At 62.5% G+C, this 22,404-nt stretch carries 18 protein-coding genes; 8 read left to right on the forward strand and 10 right to left on the reverse strand.

Going from position 1 to position 22,404, the window contains the following annotated elements; all coding sequences use genetic code 11:
* Nucleotides 1–142: 142 nt before the first annotated feature.
* The 3 genes from KUV86_RS04250 (at nucleotide 143) to KUV86_RS04260 (ending at nucleotide 4,007) form a co-directional block, all read left to right on the forward strand.
* A complete protein-coding gene (locus tag KUV86_RS04250; protein ID WP_222483736.1) occupies nucleotides 143–496 on the forward strand; it encodes a metalloregulator ArsR/SmtB family transcription factor in 354 nt (117 codons plus the stop codon).
* A 236-nt stretch (nucleotides 497–732) separates the two neighbouring features.
* Complete coding sequence (locus KUV86_RS04255; protein WP_222483738.1) at nucleotides 733–3,072, forward strand: glucose/quinate/shikimate family membrane-bound PQQ-dependent dehydrogenase; 2,340 nt, start codon at nucleotides 733–735, stop codon at nucleotides 3,070–3,072.
* Nucleotides 3,073–3,389: 317 nt separating this feature from the next.
* Entirely contained in the window at nucleotides 3,390–4,007 is a 618-nt protein-coding gene (locus tag KUV86_RS04260) for a hypothetical protein (protein ID WP_206942902.1), read from the forward strand.
* A 49-nt stretch (nucleotides 4,008–4,056) separates the two neighbouring features.
* Here the strand turns inward: KUV86_RS04260 and KUV86_RS04265 are convergent, their stop codons facing one another.
* From KUV86_RS04265 to KUV86_RS04290, 6 genes are all read right to left on the reverse strand, one after another.
* On the reverse strand, nucleotides 4,057–4,221 hold the full coding sequence (locus KUV86_RS04265) for a hypothetical protein (RefSeq protein ID WP_206942901.1): 165 nt from the start codon (nucleotides 4,219–4,221) through the stop codon (nucleotides 4,057–4,059).
* Between the two features lie 87 nt (nucleotides 4,222–4,308).
* Nucleotides 4,309–5,673: an APC family permease gene (locus KUV86_RS04270; RefSeq protein WP_206942899.1), complete on the reverse strand. Its 1,365-nt coding sequence runs from the start codon at nucleotides 5,671–5,673 to the stop codon at nucleotides 4,309–4,311.
* A 482-nt stretch (nucleotides 5,674–6,155) separates the two neighbouring features.
* Nucleotides 6,156–7,187 (reverse strand): histone deacetylase family protein, encoded by a 1,032-nt coding sequence (locus KUV86_RS04275; protein ID WP_222483739.1) that lies wholly within the window; start codon nucleotides 7,185–7,187, stop codon nucleotides 6,156–6,158.
* Nucleotides 7,188–7,205: 18 nt separating this feature from the next.
* A complete protein-coding gene (locus KUV86_RS04280; protein ID WP_222483740.1) occupies nucleotides 7,206–8,606 on the reverse strand; it encodes an NAD(P)/FAD-dependent oxidoreductase in 1,401 nt (466 codons plus the stop codon).
* Nucleotides 8,603–9,979: a Na+/H+ antiporter NhaC family protein gene (locus KUV86_RS04285; protein ID WP_222483741.1), complete on the reverse strand. Its 1,377-nt coding sequence runs from the start codon at nucleotides 9,977–9,979 to the stop codon at nucleotides 8,603–8,605. The genes KUV86_RS04280 and KUV86_RS04285 overlap by 4 nt, the downstream gene beginning before the upstream one ends.
* Before the next feature lie 97 nt (nucleotides 9,980–10,076).
* On the reverse strand, nucleotides 10,077–11,369 hold the full coding sequence (locus KUV86_RS04290; protein ID WP_222483742.1) for an NAD(P)/FAD-dependent oxidoreductase: 1,293 nt from the start codon (nucleotides 11,367–11,369) through the stop codon (nucleotides 10,077–10,079).
* Nucleotides 11,370–11,655: 286 nt separating this feature from the next.
* On the opposite strand from KUV86_RS04290, the gene KUV86_RS04295 reads away from it, so the two are divergent.
* Together KUV86_RS04295 and KUV86_RS04300 are read left to right on the forward strand one after the other, a co-directional pair.
* Nucleotides 11,656–12,408, forward strand: a complete 753-nt coding sequence (locus KUV86_RS04295) for a GntR family transcriptional regulator (RefSeq protein WP_222161960.1) — start codon at nucleotides 11,656–11,658, stop codon at nucleotides 12,406–12,408.
* A 97-nt stretch (nucleotides 12,409–12,505) separates the two neighbouring features.
* A complete protein-coding gene (locus KUV86_RS04300; protein ID WP_206942888.1) occupies nucleotides 12,506–13,165 on the forward strand; it encodes an MOSC domain-containing protein in 660 nt (219 codons plus the stop codon).
* Between the two features lie 151 nt (nucleotides 13,166–13,316).
* Here the strand turns inward: KUV86_RS04300 and KUV86_RS04305 are convergent, their stop codons facing one another.
* Complete coding sequence (locus KUV86_RS04305) at nucleotides 13,317–15,083, reverse strand: peptidoglycan DD-metalloendopeptidase family protein (protein WP_222483744.1); 1,767 nt, start codon at nucleotides 15,081–15,083, stop codon at nucleotides 13,317–13,319.
* A gap of 484 nt (nucleotides 15,084–15,567) precedes the next feature.
* Here KUV86_RS04305 and KUV86_RS04310 point away from each other — a divergent pair, with 484 nt between their 5' ends.
* A complete protein-coding gene (locus KUV86_RS04310; RefSeq protein WP_222483746.1) occupies nucleotides 15,568–16,503 on the forward strand; it encodes a LysR family transcriptional regulator in 936 nt (311 codons plus the stop codon).
* Between the two features lie 72 nt (nucleotides 16,504–16,575).
* The gene (locus KUV86_RS04315; protein WP_222483895.1) at nucleotides 16,576–17,580 is read left to right on the forward strand and encodes a glutathione S-transferase family protein; all 1,005 of its coding nucleotides are present in this window, start codon (nucleotides 16,576–16,578) and stop codon (nucleotides 17,578–17,580) included.
* Nucleotides 17,581–17,600: 20 nt separating this feature from the next.
* Here the strand turns inward: KUV86_RS04315 and KUV86_RS04320 are convergent, their stop codons facing one another.
* Complete coding sequence (locus tag KUV86_RS04320) at nucleotides 17,601–18,056, reverse strand: YaiI/YqxD family protein (protein ID WP_206942882.1); 456 nt, start codon at nucleotides 18,054–18,056, stop codon at nucleotides 17,601–17,603.
* Nucleotides 18,057–18,500: 444 nt separating this feature from the next.
* On the opposite strand from KUV86_RS04320, the gene KUV86_RS04325 reads away from it, so the two are divergent.
* Nucleotides 18,501–20,252, forward strand: coding sequence for a DEAD/DEAH box helicase (locus tag KUV86_RS04325; RefSeq protein ID WP_206942880.1), 1,752 nt, complete (start codon nucleotides 18,501–18,503; stop codon nucleotides 20,250–20,252).
* Between the two features lie 232 nt (nucleotides 20,253–20,484).
* Here KUV86_RS04325 and KUV86_RS04330 read toward each other — a convergent pair whose 3' ends face one another.
* Both KUV86_RS04330 and argE read right to left on the reverse strand, forming a co-directional pair.
* Nucleotides 20,485–21,234, reverse strand: a complete 750-nt coding sequence (locus KUV86_RS04330; RefSeq protein WP_222483747.1) for a glutamine amidotransferase — start codon at nucleotides 21,232–21,234, stop codon at nucleotides 20,485–20,487.
* Nucleotides 21,231–22,403 carry an acetylornithine deacetylase gene (gene argE / locus KUV86_RS04335; RefSeq protein WP_222483748.1) on the reverse strand — a complete coding sequence of 391 codons (1,173 nt, stop codon included), beginning with the start codon at nucleotides 22,401–22,403 and terminating at the stop codon, nucleotides 21,231–21,233. Before argE ends, KUV86_RS04330 begins: the two co-directional genes overlap by 4 nt.
* Nucleotide 22,404: the final 1 nt, after the last annotated feature.

A 22,404-nucleotide genomic window follows, 5' to 3' on the forward strand; every position in this document is an offset into this window, starting at 1 on the left:
CTTGAATCAAGCTGTGCTCTCGGAGCAAGCGTAGCCCCATGGCAGCGATGGGCACGGGACATCGCTGAACGCCATGCACTTATCAGCGACATCAGCGCTGAAAGGAGCGTGTTCTGGACCGCATTAGCCATCAGGAGAAAGGATGACGTCGCTTGATCCCCTTAGCCTCTACAAATGTCTGTCGGAGGAAACCCGTCTGTCGGTGATGTTGCTGCTGCTTGCTGAGGGCGAGCTGTGTGTCTGCGAAATGACCGCGGTCCTTCAGCTCTCCCAGCCCAAGGTGTCCCGGCACCTGGCCGAATTGCGTCGCTGTGGTTTGCTGGCCGATCGTCGCGACGGGCAGTGGGTTTACTATCGGTTGAGCGATGACCTGCCCAAGTGGGCCATGACCTGCCTGAGGGCCGGGTATGAAGGGCGGCAGCCAGCGATGAACGCCCTCGGGGCAAGGCTGGCATCCATGGGAGACAGGCCCCAGCGGCGCGACAGCTGGTGTTGATGGGGGGGGGAGAGGTGATGACGGTGGATGACAGCGGATGTCAATGCAGGATGACGGGGCCATGTGGACGACCGGAGATGCGAGCTAGCCGTCAGGTATGACAGAAAAGACGTCATTGACTGACTCCTTTGTCAGCGTCCGTGCCTACACTGTGTAGTGGACCTGGCATGTTAATTTTCACGCTAATCAATTAACATGCCGCCCACTTACACGATTCAGCGCAAGGACCTTGGATCATGATCATTGTTTCCCTCATCTTCGCCTTGGTGGGGCTATCGCTCCTGGGGGGCGGCGCCTGGCTGATCACCCTGGGCGGAAGCTGGTATTACGCTCTCTCAGGTGCCGTCCTGCTGGCGGTTGGCGTCATGCTGCGTCGCCGTAGAGTACAGGCTCAGCTGTTGTTTGCCGGTCTGCTGGTGGCGACTGCCGTGTGGGCGCTGTGGGAGTCGGGCTATGACTGGTGGCCCCTCGCGACGCGCATGGGCCTGCTGATGCTGCTGGCCATTCCGCTGCTGTGGCCCTCTCGTGCCGGCAAGCGTGTTGGTACGGCGGTGCTGCTGCCGGTATGGGCCATTCTGGGTGTCGGCCTTCTGGGCAGCATCGCGGTGGATGCTCACCGCATCGACGGTCGTCTCAATGAAGACGAGGTCGTGCAGTCTCCTGACCTGGGCGACTCTCCCGAGGCCAGCTGGCATGCCTACGGGCGTAACAATCTTGGTCAGCGTTATTCGCCGCTGAACCAGATCACTCCCGAGAACGTGGGAGATCTGGAGCTGGCCTGGCAATATCAGACGGGAGACCTCAAGGGCCCTGACGATGTTGGAGAGACCACCTACGAAGCCACGCCGCTGAAGATTGGCAATGGCCTTTTCCTGTGCACGCCTCATAACTGGCTGGTAGCACTCGATGCCGATAGCGGTGAGAAGCTGTGGCAGTACGACGCCAAGGTTCCGGCGGAAAGTTCGCGTCAACACCAGACCTGTCGTGGCGTTTCCTATCTGCCGCCAGCCAGCGGAGATGAAGACGCTCTGGATGTGGCGGTGATGGACGCTCCTTCCGAGTCCCTTGAGCCAATTCAGTGCGACGCTCAACTGTTCATGCCGACCTCTGATGCTCGCCTGCTGGCGGTGGATCCGGCGACCGGTGCACTGTGCGAGAACTTCGCCGATAACGGTGAGCTGGACCTGATGCACAATATGCCGTTCAAGCAGTCTGGCTTCTATTACTCCACCTCGCCCCCCGTAGTGGCCAATGGCTTGGTGGTGGTCGCCGGCGCGGTCAACGACAACTATGCGGTTAACTCACCTTCCGGTGTCATCCGTGCCTACGATGCCAGGACCGGTGAACTGCGTTGGAACTGGGATTCCGGTAATCCACAGGAGACCGCGCCGATCGCCGAAGATGAGACCTACGCCACCAGCTCGCCCAACAGCTGGTCGGTGGCCAGTGCCGATGAAGAGCTGGGCCTGATCTACTTCCCCATGGGTAACCGCACGCCCGATCAGCTGGGCCAGTTCCGCAGCGAGGCGGAAGAGACGTACGCCACCTCCGTGGTGGCACTACGTCTCGACAGCGGTGAGGTCGAGTGGGTGCAGCAGTTCGTCCACCACGATCTGTGGGATATGGACACGCCGGCGCAGCCGAGCCTGGTCGATCTGGACACCGACGATGGCATGCAACCGGCCCTGGTGGTACCGACCAAGCAAGGTGATGTGTATGTATTGAACCGTGCTACAGGCGAACCGATCTTCCCGATCACCGAAGAGCCAGCCCCTCAGGGCACCATCGAGGGTGACTTTGCGGCCCCGACCCAGCCCAAGTCGGCGCTCAACTTCCGTCCGCCGACGCTGCGCGAGGCAGACATGTGGGGCGGTACACTGGTCGACCAGATGATCTGTCGCATCCAGTTCCGTTCGCTGCGCTATGAAGGCCAGTACACGCCTCCGTCAGAGCAGGGCACCATCGTGTTCCCCGGTAACTTCGGTGTGTTCAATTGGGGCAGCGTCGCGGTGGATCCGAAGCGTCAGGTCATGTTCGGCATGCCGCTGTATCTCGCCTTCACCAGCACCCTGGTGCCGAAGGAAGGTGCCGACCTTGGCGAGACCAACCAGGGCGAGCAAGGCCTTAATGAAAACGCCGGAGCGGACTACGCGGTAGAAATGAAGCCGTTCCTGTCGCCGCTGGGTGTGCCTTGTCAGCAGCCTCCCTGGGGCTATGTGGCGGGCACCGACCTGCGCACCGGCGAGGTGGCCTGGCAGCACAAGAATGGCACCATCGAGGATATGACCGCGTTGCCGCTGCCCTTCAAGATGGGGGTTCCTGGCATCGGTGGCCCGGTGATCACCGATGGCGGCGTGGCGTTTCTGGCTGCGGCCGTGGACGACTACTTCCGCGCTTACGATCTGACGACGGGAGAGCAGCTGTGGGAGTCGCGTCTGCCGGCCGGTGGCCAGGCCACGCCGATGACCTATCTCAACAGCAAGGGGGAGCAGATGGTCGTGTTGGTCGCAGGTGGCCACGGCTCCATCGGTACTACCATCGGTGACTATGTGATGGCCTACAAGCTGCCCGAGTGAAGAGCGCCTGGGCGAGCGCTGTAGCGCGCTCGCACCGCTCGCAGAGTTGCGATAGCCCCCGTCGGTCTGCCGGCGGGGGCTTTTGCGTAAAGGGCGCCGTGCCGCTCTCTGGTGGGATGTCGAACGAGCGGTTGCTGGGTGCGAGGTGCTTGGTCTAGATGCTAGGTCTGGGTGCCAGGTGTCTGTTGCCAAGTCTAGGTGCGGCAAAATAGCCAATTCCGCCTGGCTGGATTGATTCTCATAATGTGAATCTTTGGACCATCATGGCCCATCGCGAGGCTGTCTTGGCCGGGTCTGCCATCCACTGAGGAATCCCGATGTCTTCCATTGCCCTGTACGTGGCGATCTATCTCGCCGTTCTGCTGTCGATCTACCAGGTGTATTACATCTACTACGAACAGCACTTCGCCGACTTCGAGAAGCGTCCGGGGTTGGATGAAGAGGGGCTGGCGGAGTTATCGGGGCTGGCTCGTCAGGTAAGGGAAGGCGGGGACCGCACAGCATTCGAGGCGGCGGTGCGCTCGCGCCTGGGGGATCGACTCGACCCCCGGGTCGTGCTCGCTGCCTTTGCTCGGGAAGGAGAGCCGGTCAATGCGGCGCAGTTGCTGCGGCGGCGTCGGCAGATTGTGACCAATGGCAGCATCATGGTGCGCCATCTTGCCCGCTGGAAGACAACGCCTCCTGCGCGGGATATTCGCGGGCTGATGATCCTGGTGATTACCGTGCTGTGCCTGTCAGTGCTGGCACTTGGGGGCCTGGCGATCTACACCGTGGGTTACCAGCTGGCATCACCCTCTCTGGCCTGGGCCAACGAGCCGGCGGTGCTGCTGGCGCTGATCGCCGGACTGATCGTCGCGACTCATCTGGTCTACAAGCTCGATGTCTACCTGCACGATCTCTACCAGATCGGTCGCTTGAACTTGCACTTCCAGTAAGCGACATGCGCTGCTGGCCCTCGCGGGCCAGCAGCGCCTGACTCATGGATCAGTCGTCTTCCAGTACCACCAAGCCGTAAGTTCCGAGGGTCGGCAGTCCGCCTGAGCGGTCACGCAGGGACAGGCTGCCATTTTCGGCAACGTCGAAAGCCAGCACCTCTCCGGTATTGCCCACCAGTTGGTAGAGTGAGTCTCCGGCAGGATTCAATGCCATGTCGGAGAAGAACAGGAGCTCGCCATCCTCCTTCTCGGTTCGCCCCAGCGCTTTCTCAGCCCTCTCTCAAAACCTCTCAACAACCTCTCAGTTCTCCTTCAGCTCCAGGTCCGGCACGTCGTGCTTGAACATGCGGGTCAGGTAAAGCAGGTAGGCAAAGCCCACCGCCACCCAGGTCAAGCCCACCTGGAAGGTATGCCCTGAGAGGCTCGACCACAGCCAGATGGTCAACAGGAAGCCGACGCTGGGCATCACGCCGTAACGCAGCAGGTTCTTGGGTTGCAGCAGGTGCTCGTCGACCAGGTAGTGCTTGATCACCGACAGGTTGACGAAGGAGAACGCCACCAGCGCACCGAAGCTGATCATGGTGGCGGCGAGTTCAAGGCTGATGACCAGCGCCATCATCGAGATTCCACCCACGATCAGGGTAGAGCCCAGCGGCGTACCGTAGCGCTGGCTGACCTTGCCAAATACCTTGGGCAGCACCTTGTCTCGTCCCATGGCGAACAGGATGCGCGAGACGCTGGCCTGGGCCGCCATGGCCGAGGCAAAGCAGCCAGCGACATAGGCGGCGGTGAAGAAGGTCACCAGGAAGCTGCCGCCGGCGCGGCGCATCACGTCGACGGCGGCCGAGTCGACACTGCCGAAGCTCTGGTAGTCCGGGAAGACCAGGTGGCCCACATAGGAGGCGAGGATGAACAGGCCGCCACCGATCAGCGTGCACAGCATGATGGCGCGCGGAATATCGCGCTTGGGCTCACGAGTTTCTTCACACAGTGTCGATACCGCATCGAAGCCGAGGAAGGACAGGCACAGGATGGCAGCGCCGCCAATCACGCTGGCCCACTGGAGGCTTTCGCTGTGGAAGGGGGCCAGCAGCGAGGGTGTCTCGCCGCTGCCGATCACCTTCAGCGATATGGCGATGAAGGTCGCCAGAAACACGAACTGGAAGGCGATGATGATCAGGTTCATCTTGGCCACCAGCTTGATGCCGAGGATATTCAGTGCTGTGACGGCCACGATGGCGCCCAGCACCCAGACATGCTGGTCGACCGCCGGGAAGTATTCCTTCATGTAGATGCCGATGACCAGGTAATTGATCATCGGCAGGAAGATGTAGTCGAGCAGCAGTGCCCAGCCGACCATGAAGCCGACGCGTCCGCCGAAGGAGCGGCGCGTGTAGGTATAGGCAGAGCCAGCGGTAGGATAGTGCTCGACCATCTTGCCGTAGCTATAGGCGGTGAAGAACATGGCTGCCAGGGTGACGATATAGGCCATGGGGACATGGCCCGCGGTCATGTCGGTGACCACGCCGTAGGTCGTAAAGACCGTCAGCGGGACCATGTAGGCCAGGCCGAAGAAGACCAGGGCGGGCAGGCCAAGAATGCGCTTGAGTCCACTGTCCTGGCCGTCATGGGCTTCGGGAAGGCTGGAGGAGCGTTGCTGTGTCATAAGCCGGATCCTGTTGTCATTGCTGTTGTGGGGGCTTGGGCTTCTACGTGTGTTGTTGCTTGGGAGTGTGATCGTGACGGTGTCGATGTTCCGGAGTAGTGGCGCAGCAGGCCGAGTCGCCGGTCCTTAACGCACACTCGCAGTGCCATTGGCCTGGGTCATATGGGACCAGAGCAGATTGGACCAGAGCGCATAGAACCAGAACGATAGAGCTCGGCGCGGTTTGGCGCGTAGGTGAGGGCATCCTTGGGTGTTCTGGCGACACCGGTCCGTGTGGAGGCTGGCGTTGTCAGTGGCAACCGACTGACGGTGCATGTCACTGTTTTGTCATCATTCACATAGTATGCAGAATGCTTTGTGAGGCGCCGCCGGAGGCGCGCGAAAGTCGTTAGCGTTGCGCCCCGGCGTACAGGACAGGGTTGAATGTCCTCCGCGTCCTCTTTCCTGAAGGCTTCCTTACGTCTCTGCCTTGGGCTGTCGCGCTATGCGGCATCGAAGCCTTTCAGCACGTTCACCGCGTTGATGCCAATTTCCTCCACGGCATAGCCGCCTTCCATGACGAACAGGGTCGGCAGGCCCAGGCGCTTGATACGCGCGCCAATCTCCAGATAATCCTCGCTCTTCAGGGTAAAGGAGCTGATCGGGTCGTTTTCGAAGGTGTCCACGCCAAGGGCGATGATCAAAAGCTCCGGGGAAAAGTGGCGTACCTTGCCGGTGGCATCCTCCAGCGCCTGCAGCCAGCTGGGGAAGTCGGTGCCGCTAGGCAGCGGGTAATTGACGTTGAAGCCGGTGCCTTCGCCGTGCCCCGTTTCGTTGGCAAAGCCGAGGAAATAGGGGAACTCGTCCATGGGATCCCCATGTAGCGACAGCGTCAGCACGTCGCTGCGCTCATAGAAGATGTCCTGCGTGCCGTTGCCATGGTGAAAGTCGATATCGAGAATGGCCACCCGCTCACATCCGCGATGGCGTGCCTGCTGCGCGGCAACCGCCACGTTATTGATAAAGCAGTAGCCACCGTACTGGTCGCGGGCGGCATGGTGACCGGGAGGACGACACAGCGCGAAGGCTGGCTCGCCGTGGGCAAGCACATGGTCCAGTGCGGTCAGGGCAATGTCCTTGCTCAGCAGTGCCGCGTCGAAGGTCTCTTCGGTCAACGAGGTCTCGCCGGCCAGCGCATAGTAGCCCAGGCGCCCTTCGATATGGCGAGGAATGGGGCCGCCGGGCATTCGCCGAGTGGGCCAGATGTTGGGGATGGCTTCCCCTTCGTAGCCGGCCGCCTGCCAATCGCGCCAGGCGACCTTCAGGAAGTCGATGTATCCCTTGTCATGAATGGCCAGTACCGGCTCGAGCCCATGGCTGTCTGGCGGCCTGATCTCGCCCAGCTGTTCGGCCCTGGCCCGGTCGATGATGTAGTCCACTCGTTCAGGACACTCAAAGGGGGCAACGAGCTGCCCGGCAAACAGCTCCGTCCTGGTACGACGGTGGCGAGTAGCGTCACTGTGGATGATCAGCATGGGGTTCTCCTGTCGGAACTACTCGATCAACGAGGCAAAGGTATCGTTGAGTCGAGCGAGAGCGGGGCTTACCAAGGGGAGATGGCGCTGTCTGGCCAGCAGTGCCTCCTCGGCGGCGTAGGTCAGAGTCATGCCTTTGGCGCCGAGCCAGCGCAGCGGCTCTGGCTCCCAGCGCTTGAGCAGCGAGGTTAATGCGCCGTCACAGACCCAAGGTGCCCTGGTACGTGGCGTATCCAGCTTGAGTATCCGCTCCGCCAGCGAGCGGGCCATCAGGTGGCTGGCGGCCACGCCTTCACCGGCATAGCCCCCCAGGGTGGCGATGCCCTCGCGACGATCCATGATGGCGTGGGGGCGAAAACTGCGCGAGAGGCCGAGGGTTCCCCCCCAGCCGTGGCTGATGGTCACCTCGCCAAGATCAGGAAACAGCGACTGCAGCAGTGCCTTGCGCATGGCAATGTCAGCGCTGCTGATGGCGGTCTGATGGCGTGGCAGTGCCTTGTAGGGATAGTGCCCCCGGGCGCCGAAGATCAGTCGGCCGTCGCGGCTGCGGTGACCGTAGTTGATCAGGCGGCTGGCGTCGGCGAAGGTGGGGCGATCATGCAGTCCGATGGCCTCCCACTGGGGCGCGCTGAGCGGCTCGGTGGCGATCACCAGGCTGGACACCGGCACCAGGTGGGGGCGCAGCTGTGGCAGCGTGTTGTAGCCTTCGGTGGCCACTACCGTCATCGCCGCGGTCACGCTGCCGCGGGATGTGGTCACACGGCCACCGTCAATCTGGTCCACCGGGCTGTGCTCGTGCAGCGTCACGCCCATGTCGGTCAGGCGCTGTGCCAGTCCACGCAGCAGCTTGCCGGGGTGAAGGCTGGCGACCTGGCGGTGAAAGAGGGCGCCAAAGGGCCGCTGGAAGCGCGCCTTGGTCTCAAGTTCCTCCGCCGTCAGCCACTGACAGTCCTCGGCCCGATGGCCGAGTGCCAGCATGTGCTCGCGGTAGTCCCGTTGCAGCGCCTCCTGAGCGGGGTAACGGGCAGCCACATAGAGCGCGCCGCCCTTGTGGAAGTCGGCATCTATCCCTTCCTGGGTGAGGGTCGCGCCGATGGCATCGACATTGTCGGCCAGCAGGTCGCACAGGGCCTGTCTCTGCTCGGTGGAGTGTCCCGTCAGATGGCGTCCCAGTCCGGCCAGGCTGCCGATGGCCCAGCCGCCATTGCGGCCCGAGGCTCCGTGCCCCACATGGCGCGCTTCCAGCACGCGAATATCCATGTCCGGGGACAGCGTCTTGAGGTAGTAGGCCGTCCATAGCCCGCTGAAGCCTCCCCCGATGATCACCACGTCGGCCTTGGCATGGGTCTCGAGCGGTGGGTGATGTGGCGCCCCCTCAAGAGCGCCGGACCAGAAACTGGTGGGAGATGGTGTCGTCACATGAACCCCAGTGCCAGATAGAGAAGGCCGGCCAGCATGCCCGCCAGTGCGGCGTAGGGCAACTGGGTGAAGGCATGCTGGAAGGGCGTGCAGCCACTCGCCTGAGCGGTCAGTACCGTGGCATCCGAGTAGAAGCAGGCGTGGCTGCCGAAGGTACTGGCTGACAGGGTGGCCCCAATCACCAGCGTCATGTCAGCGCCGAGGTTATGCCCGAGCGTCGTGACGATGGGCAGGATGATGACGAACACCCCCCAGTTGGAGCCCGTGGCAAATGACACGAAACCCATCAGCGCAAAGATGACAAAGGGCAGAATCTGGGCGTTGATCAGTGGCTCGATCGTGGTGATGATGTATTCATTCAAGCCAAGCGTGGTGTTGACGTCATTGAACATGAAGGCGGCAACCAGCACCGCCAGGGCATCCAGCATCGACTTGAAGCCCTCCAGGATATTGTCGAAGGTTTCTCCCGGTGACAGCTTCTTGAGGCCGATGAAGGCGACAATCATGCCGGCCAGGGTGACGAAGATGCCCATCAGGAAGTCGAGGTCGAAGTACCAGGTAAAGAACGCCAGGGAAGCCATCGGCAGCAGGAACATCCAGATGCTGCTGCGAGTCTGGTGCTTGGCCTCCAGGTGCCCGATCTCGTCATCGATATGCTCAGCCCCAGGCGGTACGCACAGGCCCTCATTCTGGGCGCGCAGCTCGGCTTTCTTCATCGGGCCAAACAGGGGGATCTTGCCATAGGCGACCAGCGGCACCATGGCCACGGCAATCCACGGATAGAACATGAAGGGAATCGCTTGGATGTACTCCCACACGCCCTGTCCGTCCGGGGCCAGGCCGTTCTTCTCGATCAACGCACCAAAGAACACTGCCCAGGTCGAGATGGGGATCAGCACGCTGACCGGGGCGGCGGTGGAGTCGATGACATAGGCCAGCATTTCGCGAGATGTCTTGAAGCGGTCCGTCACCTGACGCATTGAGGTACCGACGGCCAGGGAGTTGAGGTAGTCGTCAACGAACAGCACGATACCCATGAACCAGCAACCCAGCAGCGCCCTCGGCTTGTTGGTGATGAAACGCAGCAGGCTATGGGCGAAGGAGCGGGAGGCCCCGGACTTCAGCAGCAGCGCGATGATCGACCCCATCAGGCCGCACACCGCGATGACCCAGGCCACGTCCTCGTCGGTAAGTACCGTCAACAGGCTGTCTGCCAGGGTGGATAGTGCACCGGTCGGCTGAATCAGCAGAGCGCCGACGAAGGCGCCTGCCACCAGCGGTTCCAGGGCCCGCCGACTCCATAGCGCGAGCAGCAGAACAACGACGGTGGGCAGCAGGACTAGCCAGCCGTCAGCGGGAAACAGATCTTGCATGGGGAGCCTCCTGGGCATTCATTGTTGTTGGTTCAGGAGCGTGGCGTCATGGCATCGTTGTTATGTGGGGTAGGTCTTTGGTCTTGGGTCTTAGCTCTTAGCGAAGTCTCTCGCGCAGCTGGTAGTACCACATGCCGGCCGCCAGCAGGCCATTGCCGATACGCTCGCTGACCGGAATACGCCAGTGGCGCATATTGGCAAACAGATCGAATTCTTCGAGCTGGCCGCTGACCGCTGCTGCCATGATGTTGCCGACGATGTGCGAGGTGGCGATGCCGTGGCCAGAGTAGCCTTGGGCATAGAACACATTGGGAGACAGTCTTCCCAGCTGGGGAATGCGGTTGATGACGATGCCGGCCTGGCCTTGCCACTGGTAGTCGAGTGCTACCCCGGCGAGCTGCGGGAAGGTGTGTTCGAGGCGCGGCCGTAACTCTGCCCCGATGTCCTGGCTTGCCTTGCCGGAATAGTTGGCACCGCCGCCGAACAGTAGACGGCCGTCGGCGGTCAGGCGGTAATAGTCGAGCACAAAGCGGGTGTCATAGACGGCCAGGTCCTGAGGATTGATGGCCTGGCGCTGTTCGGCGCTAAGCGGCGCCGTTGTGACGATGCCCAGCGACGCGGGAAACAGCTTGCCCTTGAGCGCTTTGCGCTCGAGGCGGTGGTAGGCATTGCCGGCGAGCACCACGCTGGCGGCATGGACACGTCCGCGATCGGTGATCACGCAAGGGGTATCGCCGTGCACAATGTCGGTCACCTGGGAGCCCTCGAACAGCAGCCCACCCAGGGATTCGATGGCCCGCGCCTCGCCCAGGCACAGGTTGAGAGGATGCAGGTGCATGTTGTAGTCGTTGCGCACGGCGCCGTGATAGAGCGTCGTACCAACGAGCTGACGTGTCTGCTGTGCATCCAGCAGCGACAGGTGCTGGGCAATGTCGTGGCCCTGTGAAGCGTCCACGTCACGCTTCAGCTCGTCCAGATGGCTTGGCTGATAGGCCGCATGCAGGTGGCCGAATTTAAGGTCGCAATCAATGCCATAGCGTTCGACGCGTTGGCGCAGGATGCGATGACCGCGCCAGCGTAGATCCCACACGAAGGCTTCGGCCTGCTCACGCCCAAGGGGGCCGCTGAGTTGCTGGAGCATGGCGTCCTGGCCGGAGAGACTGCCGGTGACCTGGCCGCCGTTGCGACCGGTGGCGCCCCAGCCGATCTTGTTGGCTTCGATCACTGCGACCCGGTAGCCGCGCTCCGCCAGTTCCAATGCCGTGTTGATGCCGGTAAAACCGCCGCCGATGATCGCTACATCAACGCTATGCTCCCCCTCCACGACAGGGTAGTGGGTTTCCTGATGGAGGGTTGCCGAGTAGTAGGATGCGCAGCGCGGTTGTGCCATGGGGCCTCCGGGGACGTCACGGTGTCATTGTTAGTGTGATCACATGGTGTGATCACACTAGCAGCAAGCTCCACAGCGCACAAGCAAGAGGCGTGTGCATCACGCCTTCCTTCTCCTCTGTTGCTACTGGCTCATGACGCTTCGCCAGATCTCTGCGCGGCCTACCGTTGGTGGTGGGTCGTCCTCCTGGGCCAGGCGGTGGTAGGCGGGCGGGCTCGGTTAGGCTAGGCTGGACGACGATAGCTGTGCGGCCGCCACTTCGCCGCCATCACGACCGAGGAGCGCCATGAATCAGGCTCGGCCTGCAACACCGACAACGGCAGACATCGTTACCGGGCCCAGCCCTGTAGCCGCGGCGGCGCCTGCGTTTCAGCCGGACACGGCCTCGATGCGCATCCATCAGGATTTGCGTCGTCGACTGTGCGAGGGGGAGTTTGGTCCCGGCGATGTCCTGTCGATACGTGGGGTTGCGGCCTGCTATGACACCAGTGCCATGCCCGCCCGTGAGGCCGTGCGCTGGTTGGTCAGCGAAGGTGCGCTGCAATTCGTCGACAGTCGCAAGATCATCGTTCCCTACCTCAGTCGCGAGCGCTTTGTTGAAGTGCTGTTCGCTCGCCGCAGTCTCGAGAGCGAGCTTGCCCGCCAGGCGTTTCCGTCTATCGAGAGCTGCCACATGGAGGCGCTGGAAGCGCTGGATGACAGCATCAATCGCGCCATTGAGGCGGGTGATCTGCGGCGCTACATGCGGGGTAACCACGCCTTTCACTTCTTGATCTATCGGCTCAGTGGATCTGCGGTACTGCTGCCGTTGGTCGAGCAGCTATGGCAGCAGTACGGACCGAGCATGGGCTTCATCTGTACCCGCTGGGGCGGCTCGGGTATCGCCGATGACCACCATCGCGAGATGACTCAGGCCCTGCGCGAGGGCGATAGCGAGGCATTCTGCCAGGCGCTGACGGCGGATATCGAGCAAGGCATGCAGCTGCTGGATGATGATGCGTTCAGCCAGCCCCCACCGTCCGTGGGCTTGAGCGGATAGAACGACACGGGACGCTGGCGCCAGGCAGGACGCCATGTGCCCGTCCCGCGCCGGCGGCGCGGCAACTCCCAATGACCCGCAGCAGGGGAGCAAGATCATGTTCAGTGATGTTCAGGGGCCCTACGTCAGTGAGCCCCAGATGTTGCCAGGCTTTGGCGAGAAGAGCGGCATTTTCAAGGTATTGGCGGCCAGTCCCCAGTGGCTTGGACGGTCTGGTCTGACAGACGATAGCCAGGCCAACCAGGTGGATCATGGTGGAGAGGATCGCGCGCTTTGCCACTACGCCGCCGATCACCACCAGCACTGGTGCGAGCGATTTCCCGCGGCCCGTGAGATGTTCCGGCCAGGGGTGCTTGGTGAAAACATCTCAAGCCAAGGCGCCGACGAGAGACAGGTCAGAATTGGCGATGTCTATCGCATCGGGGAAGCCCTGGTTCAGGTGTCACAGCCGCGCCAACCATGTGCCAAGGTGGATGCTCGCACCGGTCAGCCTGGCTTGGCACGAGCGTTCATGCGGGATGCCCGTATGGGATGGCTGTATCGAGTGCTGGAAGAAGGCTGGGTGCCGGCCCAGCCACAGATCCATGTGGTCGAGCGGGGACCGCAGGCGTGGACAGTGGCGTCCTGCTGGCGCGTGCTGGAAGACCGTCGAGCGGCGCTGGAGGTGATGGCTGAACTACGTCAGGTAGAGGCGCTGGCACAGCACTGGAAAGATCAGCTGACGCGGCGAATGGATTACTGGCGCGGGCGTGGCTAGGGCCATTGCGGCTAGGGTCATTGCTGTCGTGACGAGCGATGCCTGTTGATGCATGACACGTCGCAAGGCTCGGTATGCGGTGATGTTCGATACACTCCAACGACAAGGCCCTGCCTAGGAGGCAGGGCCTTGTCGTATTCAGAGCATTTCCTTAGCTGTCGTTGTCGCCCAGCTCCTCCGCCAGGGCGACCTCCGAGCCTGGCTTGGCGGTCTCGAGCGCTGCCAGGGTGGGGCCGGTTTCCTGCTGGAAGGCGGCCAGGGCCTGCCCGGACAGGCTCTGGTTCTCCGGCAGCGCCACGCGCATGGCGTCGACCTGGTTGTTGCTGACCATGACTTCATAATGCAGGTGAGGGCCGGTGCTGCGTCCGGTGTTGCCCGACAGCGCAATGCGCTCGCCCATGGTGACGCGCTGGCCGGTGCTGACCAGCGGGCGCGACAGGTGCAGGTAGCGCGTCTTGTAGCCATTGTCGTGACGAATCACGATGTAGCGACCAGCGGCGGGGTGGTTACCGACCTTTTCGACGCGACCATTGGCGGGAGCTTCGACGCTGGTGCCGATCGGCATCGCGAAGTCGGTGCCCTTGTGCGGGCTGATGCGCCCTGTCACCGGATGGTGGCGACGCAGGTTGAAGTTGGAGCTGATGCGATAGCTGCCCGAGAAGGGGTAGCGATTGAAGGCCGGATCGAGGCTCTGGCCCTCAGGCGTATAGAAATTGTTGTCTTCGGGGTTGCGCACCAGGGTCAGATCCATGCGCTCGCCGGAGTAGGAAACCGCCAGGACGCGGGGGTCGAGGCGCTGCCCATCGATGATGTCGGATTCCACCAGCACCCTGAAGCCATCCCCACGACGCGTGTCGCGGCGAAAGTCGAGCTTCTTCTCGAGTACCCGTGCCATTTCGGCGACCTCGGCGCGGCTGAGGCCGGCGGCTTCGGCAGAGCGTGCAAAGCTGCCGCTGACGGTGCCCGCGTAGAGGCGCTGGGAGGACTCGCCCGCGCGCTCGATCGTGGCAACGTCAAACCCTTCAGCCTCGCGCTCAATCAGGTAGCCGTCGCGCACGTTCTTCATGATGCGCAGAGCCTGCAGGCGACCATCTTCATCGAGCTGGTATTCAAAGGTATTGCCAACCCGCCAGCGGGTCAGGACATTCTGGTCGGGCAGGTCTTCCAGCAGCGCCATGACCTCGCTGTAGCCCAGGCCCAGCGTCTTTTCAGCCATTTCTGCAAAGGTATCGCCCTGGCGCACGCGGTAGGTCTGCCAGGTCGGCACGAAGGGTTCGTTGGCCGCGATTTCCTCTTCCAGCACGATCGGGCCTTCATCGAACAGCTCCAGCTCGTCTTCGCTCACGTCTTCGTAAGAGGTGGCGTCGCTGGCGACATCGAGTGACTGCTGTTCCAGCATCCCGCTGGCGACGGTGCCCAGCACCACCGCGATATGCAGTGAGCCTTCGTCGAGCTTGAAGGCCGGTGCCTGCTCGGGGCCTTCCAAAGCAACTGGCGCCGCGGTTGATGAAGCTGCGGCGCCAGAGAGCGAGCGGGTGGACTGTAAGGACAGCGGCGGTAGCCCCGACGATGAACGCATGGCGTTTTCAAACTTGACGTCAGCGTGGGCAGTATCGACGAAGTCGATGTCGACGATTTCTGTCGCCTTGAGCTGTGAAATCGGGATGTGCTGGCTGGTGGCGTCGAGTGCGAGGTCGATGGCTTCGGCGACAGGTGTTCGCTCGAAGTCCAGTGACGGCAGCCCTGGGGTGGCGCTGCTGTCGAGGGGAACCAGGACAGACTCCAGCGACTGGTTGTCGCGCTGGACATCTTCGTAGGTGGTGACGATCTTGTGGGCGCCCAGCACTGTGACCATGGTGGCAACGGGTAAAAGCAGCAGCTTGTGCGTGCGGGGCAGCGAATGAAGGATTCGCATCATGGGTAAAAGGCCATAAAAAAAGTGATGAAGGTAAATATATATAGGCTATCGCACCATACCCCATGGAAGGCGGTATCGCTAGACTGTATGGCCATACAGGAAGGGCGCTTAGGCTGGGACTTACTGTGCCCAGAAGCGCTTATAGGAGGAGAAGCAGCGGCCGCATTTTTCTCGAACGCTGTTTATTAACTGCTGTCTATTGGACCCTTGCTACAGAAACTTTGCAACCCCCCGTAAAGTCGTAGTTCTTTATGCCGTGCCGGGCGTGATGGTCTTCTTCATACCTCAAACCATCAAAACGGTGGAGAAGAGCGCTTGATGGTACCAGCCGTTGCCATACTGGCGGCCAATGTCGGGTGTCCAAAGTTGACTGAGTTGCAGGAGGGTTTCGCTGGCGACCGAGAAAGCGAATGTTGGTGATCCATGTCAAAAAGTCATGGCGGCTGGCATGCTTTGTACCAACGACGAAACATAAGGTGCCAGGATGTCCCGTGTGACGCTTGCTCAATGGCAGATGCTCGCCGCCGTTGTTGACCACGGCGGTTTTGCGCGCGCAGCTGACGCCATTCACAAGAGCCCATCAACGCTGAACCACGCCGTACACAAACTGGAAGAACAGCTCGGTGTGAAGGTGCTCGAACCGGTGGGGAGGCAAGTCAGACTGACCGAGGAGGGCGCGCTGCTGCTACGCCGCGCCCGGCAGCTGCTGGAGGGATCGGATGCCTTGGCCGACATAGCAGCGCGACTGCGGGAGGGACTCGAAGCGGAAGTGGTCCTGAGCATCGATCAGATCTATCCCCCAGAGGCACTGGCGCGCGCCATGGAGGCGTTTTCCGACGCCTTTCCTCAGGTCAGGCTGCAGTTGCATGAGTCGGTGCTCAACGGCGGCGTCGAGATGTTGCAGGATGGACGTGCCGATCTGCTGGTCTCTGGCCTGCCTGCACCCGGCTACCTGGGGGAGCCGCTGGTCAGCGTGCCGTTCATCGCGGTGGCCCACCCCGACCATCCCTTGCATGGGCTGGACAGGTTGCTGGACCTGCGCGATCTGGAACATCACCGTCAGGTGGTCGTGCGGGACTCCTCCCAGCGTGCCGCGCGAGATTCGGGCTGGCTCAAGGCCGAGCAGCGGTGGACCGTGAGTCATATCGCCACGTCTCTGGAGATGCTCGAACACGGCCTGGGCTTCGCCTGGTTGCCCGAGACTCGTATTCGCCGGCAGCTGGATAGCGGCAGGCTAAAGGCCCTGCCGCTGCAGGCGGGGGGCGTGCGAGATGTTCCCATTCAGCTGTTCCATCGAGATGCGGATCGTGCAGGGCCTGCCACCAGAGCCATGGCAGAGCATCTACGGCAGGCGGTTCGCCGCTGTGATGGGACCTCCGATACGCACGGTCATTCGAAAAAATCGGACGATTCGCCGTAAAAGCTGCGCTTGTCGTCGACGCAGTGCGTCGTAAGCTGCTGCCATGTGACACCATATCGAGGAGAGATGGCGATGGGCTTGCTGGTCAATGGCGTGTGGCGGGATCAGTGGTATGACACCGACAGCACCGGGGGCGAGTTTGTGCGTGAGTCGGCCAAGTTGCGGGACTGGGTGACCGCCGATGGTAGCCAGGGTCCACAGGGCGTCCCGGGGGTACCGGCTGAGTCGGATCGATACCACCTGTACGTTTCGCTGGCCTGTCCCTGGGCGCATCGCACCTTGATCATGCGACAACTCAAGGGGTTGAGGTCACTCATTGGTGTGTCGTTCACCAGCCCGCTGATGCTCGAGAATGGCTGGAGCTACAACGAGGCGGAGGGATCCAGCGGTGACTCGGTCAATGGCGTGAGCTTTCACCATCAGCTTTACACCCTGACTGACCCGCACTACACCGGTCGAGTGACCGTGCCCGCACTGTGGGACAAGCAGCAGGGCAGAATCATCAACAATGAGTCGGCAGAGCTGGTGCGAATGTTCAACGGTGCCTTTGATGCGCTGACCGGCAACCGCAACGATCTCTATCCCGAGTTCTTGCGCGACACCATCGACGAGATCAACGCCGACGTCTATGAAAACGTCAACAATGGCGTCTACAAGGCGGGATTTGCCACCGATCAAGCGGTCTACGAACGCCAGGTCTCGGCGCTGTTTGCCTGCCTGGACCAGCTGGAATCACGCTTGGCCAATCATCGCTACCTGGCGGGAGCCTGGTTGACCGAGGCCGATATTCGCCTGTTTACCACCCTGGTTCGGTTTGACGCGGTCTACCATGGCCACTTCAAATGCAATCTCTATCGCATCGAGGACTATCCGAACCTGAGTCACTACCTGCGTGAGCTCTACCAGTGGCCGGGCATCGCCGACACGGTCAACATGGAGCACATTCAGCGCCACTACTATATGAGCCACGTCACCATCAATCCCAATCGCATCGTGCCGAAGGGACCGGCCCTGACGCTGGATCGCCAGCATGACAGGGCACGGCTAAAGGGCGAAGGCATCTACCAGCGCGGATAGTCCTGCTCAAGCGCCGCCTGCTAGGGCCTGGCGTGGCGTGCCAGCCAGCGGTCCAGCGCGTTTGCGAATTCGCGCCGGTCGGTGTCCGAGTAACCTTTGGGGCCTCCGGTGTGCTCGCCACTGGCGCGCAGGGTTTCCATGAAGTCCCGCATCTGGACCCTTGCCTTGATGTTATTGCGATCCAGCGTCTCACCACGGTTGGTCATGACCATGGCGCCCTTGTCGAGCGCCTCCAGGGCCAGGGGAAGATCAGCCGTGATCAACAGATCGCCTGGCGCAATGCGGCTGACAATTTCGTTGTCGGCCGCATCGAAGCCGTGGCTGACCGCCATGGCCTTGACCCACTTGGAGGGCGGTAGCGGGATCTGGTGGTTGGCCACGAACCAGGCCTGGGTAGCCGTGCGTTCGGCCGCGCGCACGATGATGTCGCGAGCGACTCTGGGGCAGGCGTCGGCGTCGACCCATAGGTGGGGCATCGATGTCTCCGAAACGGGAATTAGGTGAATGGCTCACAAAAGATGTGGCAAGAACCATTCGCCGATGGTAGCATGCGCGCTCCTCGCATGTGTTGACCCCACCATCATGACGCAGCGACCTCCGATATCCACGGATATCGCGAGCACACAGATGCTGCAACGCGCCAAGCGCGTTCGAATTGTGAAGATGGAGCACTCGACGTCGATTCCGACGGCCGCGGTGCAAACGGTCGCCACGATGGTTCTTGAACGGACGACGTGTCCGTTGCTTGAGCCGATGCCAGGTGCGACCGGCGTCCCAGACTCCGAATGCTGACAACTGACATGTTGACCTTGCTCTGCGTTGCGTAGAGCGACGTCGTTCTGTTCGCCCCGAAATCGGGCGTGTCAGGGACGCCAACCACGTTTTTTTGCCGGTTACCCCGGCCTACCAAGGTGTGATTCATGACCTCGACGACTGTCGCTTCACCGTCTTTCGGTGATCTGGCCCTGCTGCCTGCCGTTCTCTCCGCCATCGAGACCCTGGGCTACGAGACTCCCTCGCCCATTCAGGCGCAGACCATTCCAGCCCTGCTGGAAGGCCGCGACATGCTGGGCCAGGCCCAGACCGGCACCGGCAAGACCGCTGCCTTCGCTCTTCCCTTGCTCTCGCGCCTCGAGATGGATCGTCGTGAGCCTCAGGTACTGGTACTGGCGCCAACCCGCGAGCTGGCCCAGCAGGTAGCGGTGTCGTTCAGCAAGTACGGCCAGAACCTGAAGGGACTGGAAGTGGCAACGCTGTGTGGCGGTCAGGAATATCGCGAGCAGCTCAGCGCATTGCGCCGTGGTGCTCAGGTCGTCGTCGGCACGCCTGGCCGTGTGATTGACCACCTGGACCGTGGCAGCCTCAAGCTGTCTGGTCTCAGCGCCCTGGTGCTGGACGAAGCCGACGAAATGCTGCGCATGGGCTTCATCGACGACGTCAAGCGTGTCGTTGCCGACACCCCTGAAGATGCCCAGCGCGTGTTCTTCTCGGCGACCCTGCCCAACGAGATCGAGCGCATCGTCAACCGCTACCTGGTGGATCCGGTCAAGGTCACCATCGAAGCGCGTACCACCACCGCGGAAAGCATCGAGCAGCGCCTGGTGCGTGTCGATGGCGGCGCCAAGCTGGAAGCACTGTCGCGTATCCTCGAGGTCGAGCCGGTCGACGCCGCTATTGTGTTTGTGCGTACCCGTGCCGCCTGTACCACTCTGATGGAGCAGCTGTCTGCCCGTGGCGTCAACGTGGCCAGCCTGTCCGGCGACCTCGATCAGAGCCTGCGCGAGCGCACCATCACGCGCCTCAAGCGTGCCAAGGTCGACGTGCTGATCGCCACCGACGTGGCCGCGCGTGGTCTCGACGTGCCGCGTATCACCCACGTCATCAACTACGATCTGCCCCAGGATGCCGAAGCCTACACGCACCGTATCGGTCGTACTGGCCGTGCGGGTCGTGACGGTGTCGCCATCACCTTTGCCGGCTTCCGTGAAGGCCGCAAGGTGGGCTGGCTGGAGCAGGCCACCGGCCAGAAGATGCTGGCCATGGAGCTGCCCGACGAGGCCGCTATCCGCGCCCATCGTGACAACGTCTTCCACCAGCGCGTGATTGCCGCCGTCACCAAGGGTGCCGAAGAGCAGCGTGCGCTGGTCGAGCGTCTGGTCGAGGAAGGCTATGACCCGATCGATCTGGCTTGTGCCTTCTCGGCTCTGGCCCGTGCTGATGAGGCACCGATCGGTCGCCTGCAGGCTCCGCGCAAGGAGCGCAATGATCGCGCCCCACGCGATGGCAAGCCGCCGCGTCGCCGCGAGAGCCGCGGACCCAGCGAAGGCATGACCCGCTACCGCGTGTCCGTCGGTCACAAGGACGGCGTCAAGCCGGGTCAGCTGGTCGGAGCCCTGGCCAACGAAGGCGGTATCGAAGGTGCCCGCATCGGTCGCATCGATATTCGCAACGGCTTCTCCACGGTTGAGCTGCCCAACGGCCTGCCGGCCAGCATCCTGGCCAAGATGGCGCGTGCTCGCGTCGCCGGTCGCCCGCTGGAAATCAGTGAAGATCGCGGTGGTGATCGTGGTGGAGACCGTAATGGAGACCGTACTGGAGAGCGCAGCGGTGACCGCGCCCCGCGTCGTCGTCGCGATGACGATGCGCCGGTACGCCGTCAGTCCCGCGCCTGAGCACCTGCGGCCACCGCCAGGTGGCCGCAGGTAGCGGTCGCAACGTCAGTGCTCGGCTGATGCCGCAGCGACAGCCATCTGACGCGATCTAGACGGAAGTCATGTCGACAACGCAAGAAGGCCGGTGGATATCCACCGGCCTTCTTGCGTTCGCAGACGATGTTGTCGCAGTGCATTCGGCTCGCGACCCTGGCAGGGCCCACGGGGCGACGGCTGGGGGTCACATCGGCGGCTAGTCGCTGATCACCATCTTCAGCGCAAAGGCGTCCAGCAGGCTGCTGGCCTCTGGTGTATCGCGCAGCCCCTGGTGCAAGGCGTCAGGATCTTCCCCCTGGTCGGCGAGCACCTCTCGTTGGTGGGCCAGGTAAGCGGCGGTCACGGCGGGGGTGAACTCCGGGTGAAATTGCACGCTGTACTGGCGCGGACCATGGCGCAGGGCTTGATAGGGGTCGTGGTCGTTGGCGGCCAGTATCATGGACTGCGGCGGCCGCGTCAGGGCGCTCTGAGCATGGGTCAGCTGGGCGTTGAAACGCTCGGGCAGGCTGGCGAACAGCGGATCCTTGCGTCCCTCGTCGGTCAGCGTCAGCAGCCGGGTGCCGCATTCACGACCAGACGGGTGATAGCCGGCCACGCCGCCAAAGGCATCTGCCATCAGCTGATGGCCGTAGCAGACCCCGAACAGCGGCAGGTTCGCCTGCCAAGCACGACGTAGCCAGGGTTTGAGCGCCTCGCTCCAAGGTGCCTGGTCGGAGACCATGGCGTGGGACCCGGTCACGATGACGCCGTCCTGGTCAGAGACCTCCGGCAGCGAGGCGTGGCGCACGTCGATGACCTCGATGATGCCGCCCTGTTGGCGAAAGCCTTGCAGGCGAGCGATGAACAGATCCTCGAAATCACCGTGGTGGTGAACCACGTCACTAAAGCTGTCCCCGGTCTTGAAGATGGCAAGACGAGCCGGCCCTGAGCGCGATGTCTGGCTCATGGCTGGCGCTTCCTCAGGCGTTGGCCAAGAGCGCTCATGAAGTCGCTGCCAGCCTCCAGCTGGGGGCGTTCAATGTACTCGTCCGGCTGATGGGCCTGGCTGATGCTGCCGGGGCCGCAAATGACGGTGGGCAGTCCGGCCAGCTGAAATTGACCGGCCTCGGTGGCGTAGGCCACGGCGGCGCCGTCAGGGCTGTCGCCCAGCAGTTCGCGGCATAGGGTCAGGGCCTCGCGATTGTCGCGGTCGGCCAGGGCAGGCACGGTGGTATTGAGGCGCTCGGTGGTGATGGACGCCTCGGGAGCGCGTGCCTGCATGGCGCTCTCCAGGGTGCGGGCGGTGGCCTCGACACGGGCCAGCAGTTCCTCCGCGTCGTCGGTGGGCAGGTGGCGTATTTCCCACTCGAAGGTGCAGCGGCGGGCCATGATGTTGATGGCGGTACCACCCTCAATCTTGCCGACGTGCAGGCTGGAGTGGATCACGCTGAACGCTTCATCCACACGTCCTTCTTCCTTCAGCTCTGCCATCACGTCTTCGATGCGCGTGACCAGACGAGCGGCCACGTGAATGGCCGAAACGCCTTGATACACCTGGCTGGAGTGAGCCTCGCGTCCGATCACGGTCGTGCGGAAGTTGGTGGCTCCCTTGTGTGCCACCACCGGTGACATCAGCGTCGGCTCACCCACCACGACCGCAGCGGGGCGGGGGTGTTCGGCCATCAGTCTTTCGATCATGCGCGGGGCGCCAACGCAGCCGACTTCTTCGTCGTAGGACAGGGCCAGCCAGATCGGCACCTCAAGTTCGAGCTGGCTCCAGCGCGGTACTTCGGCCAATGCGCAGGCAATGAAGGCCTTCATGTCGCAGGTGCCGCGACCATACAGGCGCTCGCTGTTGGCGCCTTCACCCGCGGTCAGGGTGAAGGGGTCGGTGGACCAGGGCTGGCCGGTGACCGGCACCACGTCGGTATGGCCCGACAGCACGACCCCGCCAGGGACGGCTGGACCGATGCGTGCCAGCAGGTTGGCGCGGGAGCCGTCGTCGCTTGAGACCCGCCAGTGCTCCACCCCGTGCTGGTCGAGCCATTGCTCGACGAAGGTGATCAGTTCGAGGTTGGACTGTCGAGACACGGTGGCAAAGCCGACCAGGGTCCTGAGCAGGTCGTAAGCGGTCATG

Source organism: Halomonas sp. DP8Y7-3, from assembly GCF_019801675.1.
In the GTDB taxonomy this organism is placed as follows: domain Bacteria; phylum Pseudomonadota; class Gammaproteobacteria; order Pseudomonadales; family Halomonadaceae; genus Halomonas; species Halomonas litopenaei_A.